10 protein-coding genes are annotated in these 12,406 nt (G+C 41.7%); 7 read left to right on the top strand and 3 right to left on the bottom strand.

Features of this window, described 5'->3' with window-relative positions; all coding sequences use genetic code 11:
• The first annotated feature begins 34 nt into the window (after positions 1 to 34).
• The 3 genes from V6B33_RS14975 (at position 35) to V6B33_RS14965 (ending at position 4,721) form a co-directional block, all read left to right on the top strand.
• Positions 35 to 1,339, top strand: a complete 1,305-nt coding sequence (locus V6B33_RS14975) for a D-serine ammonia-lyase (protein ID WP_334218559.1) — start codon at positions 35 to 37, stop codon at positions 1,337 to 1,339.
• 434 nt (positions 1,340 to 1,773) lie between these two features.
• Positions 1,774 to 3,708: an endonuclease MutS2 gene (locus tag V6B33_RS14970; RefSeq protein ID WP_334218558.1), complete on the top strand. Its 1,935-nt coding sequence runs from the start codon at positions 1,774 to 1,776 to the stop codon at positions 3,706 to 3,708.
• Positions 3,709 to 3,956: 248 nt separating this feature from the next.
• On the top strand, positions 3,957 to 4,721 hold the full coding sequence (locus tag V6B33_RS14965; protein ID WP_334218557.1) for an aminoglycoside 6-adenylyltransferase: 765 nt from the start codon (positions 3,957 to 3,959) through the stop codon (positions 4,719 to 4,721).
• Positions 4,722 to 4,782: 61 nt separating this feature from the next.
• Here V6B33_RS14965 and V6B33_RS14960 read toward each other — a convergent pair whose 3' ends face one another.
• Together V6B33_RS14960 and V6B33_RS14955 are read right to left on the bottom strand one after the other, a co-directional pair.
• Positions 4,783 to 5,505, bottom strand: a complete 723-nt coding sequence (locus V6B33_RS14960; protein WP_334218645.1) for a 3-ketoacyl-ACP reductase — start codon at positions 5,503 to 5,505, stop codon at positions 4,783 to 4,785.
• A 194-nt stretch (positions 5,506 to 5,699) separates the two neighbouring features.
• On the bottom strand, positions 5,700 to 5,996 hold the full coding sequence (locus V6B33_RS14955) for a DUF948 domain-containing protein (protein ID WP_334218556.1): 297 nt from the start codon (positions 5,994 to 5,996) through the stop codon (positions 5,700 to 5,702).
• A gap of 161 nt (positions 5,997 to 6,157) precedes the next feature.
• Here V6B33_RS14955 and V6B33_RS14950 point away from each other — a divergent pair, with 161 nt between their 5' ends.
• The 4 genes from V6B33_RS14950 (at position 6,158) to V6B33_RS14935 (ending at position 11,049) form a co-directional block, all read left to right on the top strand.
• Positions 6,158 to 6,943, top strand: coding sequence for an HAD family hydrolase (locus tag V6B33_RS14950; protein WP_334218555.1), 786 nt, complete (start codon positions 6,158 to 6,160; stop codon positions 6,941 to 6,943).
• 91 nt (positions 6,944 to 7,034) lie between these two features.
• Entirely contained in the window at positions 7,035 to 7,490 is a 456-nt protein-coding gene (locus V6B33_RS14945) for a CoxG family protein (RefSeq protein WP_334218554.1), read from the top strand.
• Between the two features lie 186 nt (positions 7,491 to 7,676).
• On the top strand, positions 7,677 to 10,256 hold the full coding sequence (locus V6B33_RS14940) for a helicase-related protein (RefSeq protein WP_334218553.1): 2,580 nt from the start codon (positions 7,677 to 7,679) through the stop codon (positions 10,254 to 10,256).
• A gap of 76 nt (positions 10,257 to 10,332) precedes the next feature.
• Positions 10,333 to 11,049: a DsbA family oxidoreductase gene (locus V6B33_RS14935; protein ID WP_334218552.1), complete on the top strand. Its 717-nt coding sequence runs from the start codon at positions 10,333 to 10,335 to the stop codon at positions 11,047 to 11,049.
• A 73-nt stretch (positions 11,050 to 11,122) separates the two neighbouring features.
• Here the strand turns inward: V6B33_RS14935 and V6B33_RS14930 are convergent, their stop codons facing one another.
• The gene (locus tag V6B33_RS14930; RefSeq protein WP_334218551.1) at positions 11,123 to 12,253 is read right to left on the bottom strand and encodes a CAP domain-containing protein; all 1,131 of its coding nucleotides are present in this window, start codon (positions 12,251 to 12,253) and stop codon (positions 11,123 to 11,125) included.
• Positions 12,254 to 12,406: the final 153 nt, after the last annotated feature.

Here is a 12,406-nt window from a genome sequence, read left to right as displayed (position 1 = left end):
TACTATATCATTTAGTCATGGAGGAGTCATTGTGATGGAGAATACATATCATTTAGATCCGGTTTTGCTTTCAGATTTAAAAAGCGGGAGGGAAACCTATTGGGCGAACGACAAGCTGAAACCGTTCAGTCCATTGGAATCACAGGAGATGATAGAAGCCGAACAGCTACTATCACGATTTGCCTCCTATTTGAAAGAGGTATTTCCGGAGACCCGGAAAACGAATGGAATCATTGAATCATCTGTCCAGAACCTGCCAAATATGCAAATATCTCTTCAAGATTATTATGGAACGACCATACCGGGAAAGTTGATGTTGAAATGTGACAACGAGCTGCCGATCGCAGGCTCGATCAAAGCCCGCGGAGGCATTTATGAAGTGCTGAAAATAGCAGAATCACTGGCAATGAAACACAATATGATCCGGAAGACAGATGACTACTCAGTAATGGCAGACAAAAAATTCATCGATTTCTTCTCACAATTCTCCATCGCAGTAGGCTCAACCGGAAACCTTGCCTTAAGTATCGGAACAATGGGAGCTGCCCTCGGTTTTAAGGTAACCGTCCATATGTCTAGAGAAGCCAAGCAATGGAAGAAGGACCTCCTCAGGAAAAAAGGCGTACTGGTCGTGGAACATGAAAAAGACTTTTCCTATGCTGTGGAGGAAGGGAGGAAGCAATGCACATCGAATCCGAATTGCTTCTTCATCGATGACGAAAATTCAAAAGATTTATTCATGGGATATGCAGTTTCAGCACTAAGACTGCAAAAACAGTTCGAAAAAGAGGGCATCAAAGTCGATCAAGAACATCCACTCATCGTTTATTTGCCGTGCGGTGTCGGCGGCGGTCCAGGTGGCGTGACATACGGATTGAAACATGTATTCGGAGAGCATGTTCATTGTTATCTTGCGGAACCTGTTAATTCCCCATGTATGCTGCTCGGACTTTCCACAGGAAGACACGAAAATATTTCTGTAGGGGACATTGGGTTAAGCAATCAAACAGAAACGGACGGATTAGCGGTTGGCCGCCCATCAGCCCTTGCAGGGAAAATGGTGGGTGAATTCCTGAACGGAGTGTACACGGTCAGCGATGAAAATCTGTTTAAAATGCTGGCTCTCTTACATGACTCAGAAAATATAACTCTGGAGCCGTCTGCTTTAGCGGGTATGTACGGCCCTGCACTGCCGCAAGTCCAAAACCATCTTGAATCTATGCCAGAATCAAGCGGCAGGCTCAACCAAGCAATTCACCTTGTGTGGGCAACGGGAGGTAACCTGGTTCCGTCATTCATTATGAAAGAATACATCACTAGAGGAGAGAATCTCCTTTAATCCGCTTAATGACCGTCCCGGAACAGACAGGTACCTATCAAGTGAATGGTCAACGAATTCTGTGTTTGACATTTTCTGGCCTTCAGCATACAATAAGGGTGAAATTAAACTATGTATCAAAGGGAGTATGTTATATGTTAGGTGTCGTTCTTAACTAACCGTGAAATGAATACGGACATTTTGCCGGCATTCGTCTATCTATTTGAATTGGGCGAATGAAATGCTTATTTAACTGTGCCTGCAGAATGTAGTTAAGAACAATGGTCATAGCCTATACACCCTTTACTTTAGGAGAGCTGTGTCTTTTGTGCACAGCTCTTTTTGTGTACGAAACGGCTTGCATCTTTCAAAGGGACCCTTGTATACAAGTCAAGAAGACCACAATGGACATTGTTCTGTTGTGGTCTATTTTTATTTTATTGGAGGAGAAACCATTGAACGAAAAGACATTTCAAACACTTGAATTTCAGCGCGTAAAGGAAGAATTGACGAACTTCGCTCTCACAGAAGAAGGGAAGGCTGAATTACTGAATATGATGCCATCCACCATCAAGCGCCAGATCGAAATGCGCCTTGATGAAGTGACGGAGGCAGTCAGGATACTTGAAAAAAGCAGCAGCGTACCGATTCACGGGTTGGATGGCGTTGAGAAGGTCATCGCCAATCTAAATAAGGGAGTCCCGTTGAGACCGGACCAGTTGAGCAACATTCACTCATTCCTGGACGCCTGTAACAAGCTGAAGAAATATATGGAGGATAAGCAATGGCTTGCACCAAGGGTATCAGCATACGTGTACTCGATTGATGAAATTCCGGAAGTGGCAGACGAAATCAACCGCTGCATCCGGAATGGCCGGGTCGATGATTATGCAAGCAAAGAGCTGCTTCGAATCCGAAAGCAGGTAAGCATTCAGGAGGACAGATTGAAGGACAAAATTCAATCGATTGTGAAATCAGCAAAATACAAATCCTATCTTCAAGAAGCAATCGTTAGCCAGCGGAACGGACGATATGTGCTGCCAATCAAAAAAGAATACAAAGGGAAAGTAAAAGGGGCCATGCTTGATTCATCCGCATCAGGTTCTACACTCTACATCGAACCGGATGAACTCAGCATACAGCAGGATCAGCTGCTGATGTATAAACTGCAGGAAGATCAGGAAATAGAGAACATCTTATGGGCATTGACTGGGCTTATTCAAACTTACGAACCGCAGTTCAAGCTGGCGATTGAAACAATGGTTCACTACGATGTCCTTTTTGCAAAAGCAAAATACAGCCGTGCGATTGATGGAGTGAGCGCAGTCGTAAATGAAAGCCATCGAATCAATTTGAAAAATGCCGTACATCCGTTATTAGGAAAAGGTGCCATCCCGTTATCTATCGAGATGGGGGATACGTTTCATGCATTGGTCATAACAGGGCCGAATACCGGCGGGAAAACCGTCACCATCAAGACGGTCGGTCTCCTGGTCCTCATGACGCAATGCGGGCTGCACATACCAGCAGACCGAGGCAGTGAAATCAGCATATTCGAACAGATTTTGCTGGATATTGGCGACGGTCAAAGCCTTGAACAAAGCCTGAGCACGTTCAGCTCTCACGTCAAAAACATTATTGAGATTCTGAAGGAGACAAACGACCGGACCCTGGTACTTCTTGATGAGCTCGGCTCCGGAACAGATCCGCTTGAAGGCATGGGACTTGCAACTGCCATCCTCGATCAGCTTTACGAAAAAGGGGCGACCATGCTTGCGACGACTCACTACAGTGAAATCAAGCATTTTGCAGAAGAACATGAAGGTTTCATGAATGGAAGCATGGAATTCAATATTGAGACCCTGCAGCCCACTTACAAGTTGATTGTTGGGGAAGGCGGAGAAAGTCAGGCATTTTCCATTGCACTTAAGTTGGGGATGCACCCGTCAATCATTGAAAAAGCACATAAAATCACATATCGGGAAACAAAAAGATATTACGCGGATGAACAAGACTTCCATGCAAAAAAAGAAATGGAAAAGCAAGTCATCGCCAGTAAATACAAAAGAAGAGAACACAGTAAAAAAGCAGGGTTAAAACCAGTCGTTACATTATTCGCCAAAGGAGATAACGTCAAAATCTCCCCAACCGGTGAACACGGCATAGTCTTTGAAGGACCGGATGGCATGGGACGATATTCCGTACAAGTACAGGAAGAAAGGAGGATTTTACCGCACAAACGGCTTTCCCTCTATATCTCTGCGGCTGAATTATATCCAGCTGATTACGACTTTGACATTATCTTTGAAACGAAAGAAAACCGGAAGAAAGATAAACTTATGAGCAAACGTTACGTAGAAGGGTTGTCCATTGAACGTGATTGTGATTAACGGAAAAAAGACCCTTCTTACATTCAGCCGGCCCGTCCAGCCCTCAATATTACTGGCCAGGCGGGCAATCACTTTAAACAGATAAACACAAAATAAAAGATTGAGTAGATCACCATATTTTGAAATAATTGGTTTACGCGATTGTGTTTCAAATATAGATCAAAAGAGTGGTGAACCAATATAATTCGCATGTTGTTCTGATTAGGGAAGTGAAATAAATATTTATTATAAATGGATAGGGTGAGTACATGTATACTTCCAAAGAAAGAGAACAATATTTTACAAGCATCATCAATCGATTATCTGAATCAGAATTTATTGAGGGAATCGTTCAATTGGGTTCAGGGGTGAATGGATATAAGGATGAGTATTCGGATATTGACTTAATGGTGGCAGCATCTGCATTGAGAGAAGTAGAGGAAGCAAAGGCATATATTCACCAATGCTTCCTTGAACTTCAATCCGTTTACATAAAAGAAATAAAACTAAGTGAGCATATATACCTCATCATTGCATTTATGGAAAATGGACTCGAGTTCAATGTATCCATCCTCTCCAGAGGGTATTTAAACGTAAAATCGCCTTTATGGAAGGTGGTTGTGGATAAAACAGGTGAAGTTTCTGAGAAGATGAAAACCGCACATGAACAGTTTAATCGAAAAAATTATGCATACAGTGAAGATCCTGCCTTTGAGTTTTATTATTGTATGAGAAAATTCCAGACAGAACTAAAGCGTCATAATCTCATCTACGCCATGAAAATGCTTGAAACAATGAGGGACCAGACCCTCCAAATAGAAGCTCTCAATGAAAACAAGAAACTTCATCAGTTCAAGGCTTACGAAACACTTTCGCCGGAATTCATCAGCAGGTTCCTTCAAACCTATCCGGCTGAAATAAACGAAGAGACGTTAGTGGAGGCGGCTGGAAGATTGAAAGAACTTTTTTCCGAAATCATTAAGCAAAGCGGCACATATCTGCTGGCGGAAAATATTCACCGGATCTTAAAGTGAAAAGTACCAAAAGGATACAAGCGACTCGTCCAAGTGACGAGTCGTTTTACATTCCTGCCGCTTAAAACGGGTTCGTCGCCCACTGCAGCGACTGCTTGATGAAAATCCTCGGGTGCAATTTCAACTGTGAGACTATGTGCTCCGCCAAATCTTCGGGCTGCATATATTTCTCCTTATCGGCTTCATCCAGCTTATCGCCAAAGGTCAAATCCGTCGCGACAAGACTCGGATTAAGGGTCATCACACGTATGTTATGTTTGCGGACTTCCTGCATTAATGCTTCCGTCATACCTTGAACAGCAAACTTCGATCCGCTGTAAGCCGTGCTGTTTGCTGTGCCCTTCAATCCGCTGCTGGATGAAATGTTGATGATATCCCCCCGGTTTTTCTCGATAAGTTGTGGAAGAACAGCGTGAGTCACATGATACGTTCCAAATACATTTACTTCAAACGTTCTTTTCCAATCTTCAGGGGAGATTTCGAGAAACTTGCCGTATGTACCGATCCCTGCATTATTAATCAGTATATCTGCAGGTCCAAGTTCGTCCTGCAAGACAGAAACTGCCTTCTTGACCTGCTCCATATCCGAAATATCCGCAACTGCGATACTTGCCTTCACACCGAGAGACTCCGCATCCTTGGCAACCTGCTTCAATGCGCTCTCAGTCCTGGCAATCAAGCCGACGTGGACTCCTTGACGCGCAAGTTCCAGTGCCGTGGCTTTACCGATTCCTCGCCCTGCACCTGTGATATAAGCAATTTTTCCTTCAATCGATTGTGCCATCATGAATCATCCTTTCCAATTTAATTGTCTATTGTAAGTGTAAGGCTGTTGGAGAAAAATCTCAATTGAAAGGGTAGAAATGTGAAACAAAGCAAAAAAAACATTCCGGACTAAAATGAAAGATTATTATAATTATGTTATGTAAATTAATAACGAATAAGTAACATCCTGACCAAGGATCAGGATGCTACTCACTACCGCTTCATACTTCCGGCAAATTCCTTCGCAACTTCCGGTGTTCTTTTTGCTTCTTCCACTGTAAACATAATAGAGCTTTTTTTATGTTGGATGTCCTCCTGGATTTCTCCTTGTATGGTTTGCAGCTGGTCAGTCTCTTCAGTGACATGATCAATACCCGACTGTATATTGTTTACGCTCTGATTGATTGAATTGATGATCGGACGTGTCGTTTTCATCGTTTTCACAACGCTCATTGTTAACATGATAATGGCTGCAGCCACAAGTGCAATACTGATGTACACGATCCACATAGCTCATTCACCTCTGTATGATTAAATTTGATATTTATTATTTTCCCTATTTTCCTGAAAATTAACTGATCATTTATTCTTAATTTCTAAAAGGATCCCTTTACTAAAAAGAACGGAGCTAGTAATCTATTGGTAAGCTAAAGGAGAGCGGAGGGCTAAGAATGATTAAAGCTGTATTCTTTGATTTGGACGACACACTGTTATGGGATTCGAAAAGTATACAAAGTGCATTTGAAGAAACCTGCAAGTATGCCTGCACAAGGGTAAATATCGATGGAGACAAATTGGAGGAGGAGGTAAGAACGTCGGCAAGGGAATTGTATTCTTCATACGAGACGTTTGAATTCACTCGAATGATCGGAATCAATCCCTTTGAAGGACTTTGGGGTGATTTTCAAGATGACCACCATGAACAGTTTTCGAAGATGAAGGAAATCGTTCCTGCGTATCGGGAGGACGCCTGGACCAGCGGTTTAAAAAGCCTCGGGGTAAACAACAAAGCGTTGGGAAAGGAATTGGCTGAACGTTTCAGGATTGAACGGAAGAATCATCCCTTTGTTTATCCCGATACTTTTCACGTATTGAATCTATTAAGAGACAATTATGTTTTGGTGCTGTTAACGAATGGCTCACCTCAATTACAGCACATCAAACTGCAGATGACAGAGGAGCTGGTTCCATATTTTGAGGAGATCATCATTTCTGGTGCAATCGGAAAAGGAAAACCGGATACCGCTATGTTCCTTCATGCGCTTGATAGACTTTCATTAAAAAAAGAAGAAGTCATCATGGTCGGGGATAACTTAACGACAGATATCCTGGGTGCAAACAGAACGGGTATAAGAAATGTTTGGATTAATCGTCATGACCGGGATCAGGGAGATATCACGCCTGATTATGAAATAAAGAAATTATCCGAGCTTCTTGATATTCTGAATCAGCTTTAGCTTTCCTACATATTTGATGTCCCTCTTTCATAAAATGATCACTGCCAAAAAAAGATTTAAAAAAATGTTCACATACAAGGAGGCACTCCGGATGGGGAATGGACTTCATGAAATGGTGGTAGATGCATCAATTGGGGATGTGTGGCAATATATCAGCAACCTGGGATATTGGGCACCACTAGTACCAGGCTATATCGAACATAAAATCATAAGTGATAAAGTCTCGGAATGGAAGTTCAAGATCGATATTGGACTGATGAGAAAAAAGATTCAAGCCAGGGTGAATATTACAGAGTGGATCAAGCCTTCAAGAGTGACGTTCAGTATTACAGGGCTGAATGAAAAATTCACAGGCGGAGGTTCCTTTGAAGCGGAAAAATCATCTGAATTTCAAACCACAGTCAAGGGAAGACTTGCGATCAATACTTATAGCCCTATAGAAAAAATCATCACCCCTATACTCGATAAGACAGTTCCTGACATGACAGCGGAACTGACAACAAACGTTGCAAGAGAAATTGAAAAACGATTTTCCTGCCGCAGATAAGGGGTTAAAAAAGAACTAATGGAGTAAAGTCCGTTGGTTCTTTCTTTTTAACATAAAAGATGACCGTATAACAATCCCTAGATATGCTAATATATACTTTGACTTACGAAATTCTTTGAGTAGGATGAAAATTTCCTTGAACAGTACATACACTATGAGCAGTGAGATTTAAAAAGGGGTCATTACATGCAAAACCTGGAAACTATTCGCGAGAAAGCGATTGAAGAAACCAAAATAAAAGTAGAAGAAGATATCACTCATTATCTGGAAGCGCATGAGACATGCCCTTCTTTTCAGGACTACCTTTCTGAAAGAAGCAGGTTCTTTCAACAAATATGGATGAATACATGGCTGAGTAATGTAACTAATAATATCCTTAGGAGCAATAAAAAAGCCTTCTTGAGAAAAAAAGGATACGAGGTTGAAGGAGCGGATAAAAAGCTCCTAAACAAAATGTTTCGAAATGAAATACAGAATGAACATCCCTTTCATGTAAAAGAATGGGTCATGGCCAACACCCCTGATCAACAACAATGGGAAGTCCGCTACCGTCGGACTAGAGAGCGCTATATAACAGACTTGGCAGATAAAGAGACAGCTTCACGAAAAAAAGATATCCAGAAAAAAATCCTTTATTTTCTGGAAAAAAATGTCGCGGTCAATGAACTTAATTGGTATGTTGAACTTAGATATTCATTTGCTGGAAAGTTGTTTAATGATATGGATACAAGGCCGAAATTTAAGCAAATAGAACCATATGCACTTGAAGATAAGTTAGAAGAAGAGGGCATCCTCAGTAACCATGAGTTCAAAACAGTCTCCGATTTCTTGAAGGAATATACAGGATCCATTCACAAGAAGAGCGAACAATGGGAACACAACCTTTGGGAATATGAAACATATTACTCTCCGTATGAAAGGTTCATTTCATCTGCTACAGAACATATCATTTGCTCATTTGTCTCCGGAAGCCTTCCTGCAGATATCCTTGTTTCCTATAAGAATATATTTGGCGAGGAACTGTCTCAGGAGCAGTTGGTCAAATGGATCCAGCCTGTTCTCCTGAATGAAAAGCGCTTATTTTTCAAGTGGATCCGGGAAGAGTACATCATTGATTTGGCAATCGTGTTGGACGTGCCTTTTGATGTGGATTCCCACCTGGTCTTATATAAGGAGTCACTCATCAAGAGAGAGGAACGAAAAGAGGAAGAAGAAGCTGCACAGAGACGGAAGCAGGAAGAAGAAGCACGAATGCTCGAAGATATATTCGGCAGGGAGTACAGCCCATCCTTCAGGGGCGGGGTCAAATATGTCCTGCATATCGGGGAAACCAATACAGGCAAAACCCATCGTGCTATTTCCAGGATGAAAGATGCAGACAGCGGGATTTATCTTGCTCCACTGCGGTTATTGGCACTTGAAGTATTTGATAAGTTGAATAATGAAGGTGTGCCATGCAATTTGAAAACGGGAGAGGAAGAAAAGGAAGTCGACCAAGCGCGTCACCTTGCCTGCACTGTTGAAATGTTCCATGAAAAAGAGGAATATGAGGTTGTCGTGATTGATGAAGCCCAGATGCTTGCAGATCAAGACAGGGGATTCTCATGGTATAAGGCGATTACGAAAGCGCGGGCAAAGGAAGTTCATATCATCGGGAGCGAAAATGTCCGCGGTCTCCTTTTGGAACTGGTGGGCGATGATGGGGTTGAAATACACAATTATCAAAGAGAGATACCTTTACAAGTAGAGGAGAAAGAATTTAAATTAAAGCATGCACGGCAGGGGGATGCACTGGTCTGTTTTTCAAGAAAGAAAGTACTTGATACTGCATCGAGGCTGCAAAATAACGGCCATAAAGTCAGTATGATATATGGAAGTATGCCGCCTGAGACAAGGAAGAAACAAATGATGCAATTCATCAATGGCAAGACGAGGGTAATCGTCGCCACAGATGCGATCGGGATGGGGTTGAACCTGCCGATCAGAAGAATCGTCTTTCTCGAAAACGATAAATTTGATGGGACGAGAAGGAGGTTGCTCACTTCACAAGAAGTGAAACAAATCGCTGGCAGAGCAGGCCGTAAAGGAATCTATGATATAGGACGAGTTGCCTTCACCAAGGATATAAAGAAAATGTCCCGTCTGCTTGAGCAAGAAGACCTTTCTCTTCGTACATTTGCGATCGCACCTACGAGCAATGTCTTTGAACGGTTTCAACGATATTATCATGAAATGGATACCTTTTTTCAGTTATGGGAAAAGTTCACAAGCCCTTATGGTACAGAAAAAGCGTCTTTATCAGAAGAAAAAGAACTATACGAGCTTATCCGTGGTACCCAAATAGAAGCGAAACTATCTCTTGATGATTTATACGGATTTCTTCATCTTCCATTTTCTAAAAAAGAAAGCAGTTTGACCCGGCAATGGATCGATTCCATGCAAGCAATCGTTCACAATGAAGAGCTTCCAGAACCTGATATCAAAAGCAAGAATCTGGAACAAAAAGAAACGTCATATAAAGCTGTAGGGCTCCACTTATTATTCCTTTATCGATTAGGCAGACAGACGGAAGCTTATTACTGGGAACGAATTAGAGAGGACATTGCAGACGGGGTACATGAAAGCTTACGAACGGAAGTAAAGGGGATTTCAAAAACATGCAAGCATTGTAGAAAGAAACTGCCTTCCAACTTCGGATTTCCGATCTGTGACAGATGTCATGCATTAAATCGAAAAAGGCGCATAAGACGAAGAAACGACAAGTAACGTGATCAAAAAATAAGCTTCTCCTGTTACTATTTGCTAAGATAATACAGAAATGAAACTAATAGGGGTGACAAGTATGAAAATAGAGGTATGGTCTGACTTTGTATGTCCCTTTTGTTATGTGGGGAAGCGACGTCTGGAAGAAGCCTTGGAGAAATTGCAACTTAGTGTGGAAGTTGAATTCAAGAGCTTTGAACTAGATCCGGCCGCAGAAGTGGAAGTGGATATGAATGTATACGAAATGCTTGCCAAAAAATATGGTACGTCAATCGCACAAGCTGAAAATATGACTAAAGGTATCAAGGAGCATGGTGAACAAGCCGGAATCGAATTTGATTTCGACAACAGCATTCCGACTAATACGTTCGATGCTCATAGATTAGCGAAATTTGCAGCTCTTAATGGGTTAGACCTGAAACTTACCGAAAATCTTCTAAATGCTCATTTTGTTGATGGCAGACATATCGGCGATAAAGAATCTCTCCTTTTCATCGCTGAAGATATTGGTATGGATATCAAAGAAGCAAAGGAAGTATTGGAAGGTACCCGTTTTTCAGATGAAGTTCGAATGGATGAGAATGAAGCCAGGCAGTTGGGCATTCAGGGGGTCCCTTTCTTTGTCATTAATCGTAAATATGCAATTTCAGGTGCTCAGCCTGCAGAAGTATTTGAAAGCACTTTGAAAAAAATATGGGAAGAAGAGCATGGGGCACTTCCTTTACAATCGGTTTCGGGAAACTCCGATCTGATGTGCAGTGACAATGGATGTGAAGTTGAGAAGGAAGAAAAGTAAGAAAAGTAAGATAGTCTGCAGATAAAGAAAAGCAAGTGGGAGCTCTTTCTCCCACTTGCTTTATTAGAAACCATCATTGGCTGAAGAAGTTTTCAGTGTAGTATGGCTGTGAATCCCCATTAAAGGCAACGCCTACTCCAAGATATTCGTAGTGTGTCTGCAGGATATTCTCCCTGTGGCCTTTTGAGTTCATCAAGCCTTCATGTGCAAAGATGGAACTCATTTGACCGTAGGCTAAATTTTCCCCGGCGGTCCTGAAAGCTACCTGATCTTCTTCCATGCGGTCGAAAGGCGACTCACCTTCACGATTGGTATGACTGAAATAATGATTGTCTGCCATATCCAAACTGTGCTTCCGTGCAGTTTCCTTCACTTGATCATTCCATGAAAGGGTCGATAATCCATGGTTCACCCGGCTTGAATTGGTAAGATCGAATAACTGCAGTTCAAACCCTTTTTTAAGCTGCGGACTCGGTTCAGTGTAAAATCCGGATTTGTCCTGTTCCAGTTTTTCTGAAATCACTTGCACTGCTGTGACTGTCTCCTGTTCATATTTATCATAAAAGATGGTGACATAGCTGTCATCAATCTTAAAAACGTCGTGTTCTCCATTGTTTTGAAGTTGAAATACCGTTAGTCCTTTGCGGATATTCTCCAATGGGTCCCCGAGATGTTTTTGGACATCCTGTTTAGGCGTACCCATCTCTATTCCTGAAGAAGACGTCAATAAGTCTTGATTAGTGTATATACCATTGACTTTTTGTTCACTGTTATAAGAAACCATAAAGAAATTTTGATAATTTTCATGATAGGAATACCAATGGACCCCGTACTCATTCAGTGTTTTTCTTTCTGGTGCACCAAGATCTTCCTCTACGGTTGACTTGGATTCCCCCAGTTCTATATTATGGATCGAAAACTCTTGGTGTTCAGGTGCGGATAAAGCTGGTTTTTCTATATCTTTTGATTCTGGTGCGTCTTCATCTTTCTCCAAGTCCCGGAAAGATTCATCGAGCTTGATCAACAGGAGGCTCACCTCGTTATAAAGCTGATCGAATGCGTCCTGCACTTTTTCATTGTTCTTCATTTCTTCTATTTTTGAAAGCATAGAGTCTAATCCGGTTGCCTCGACCTTCTCTTCCCAAACCGGCTTTGAACCGTATGCAATAATGATAACCAATATAAGCATCAGTAATCGCTTCATGCTAACACTCCATTCTACCCTTCATTTTACCCAAAAAAATTCATAATGAAAAACGAAAAGAAAACTTTTTAGGTGATATTTACCCTAAATGAGATCCTTTCAATCCCATTTACCTGTTTTAGTATGGATTTGACTGGGTAACATAAAAAGTAG

The organism is Mangrovibacillus sp. Mu-81 (assembly GCF_036867415.1).
Taxonomy (GTDB): Bacteria; Bacillota; Bacilli; order Bacillales; family Bacillaceae_B; genus Rossellomorea.
This window is presented reverse-complemented; position numbering and strand designations above follow the sequence as displayed.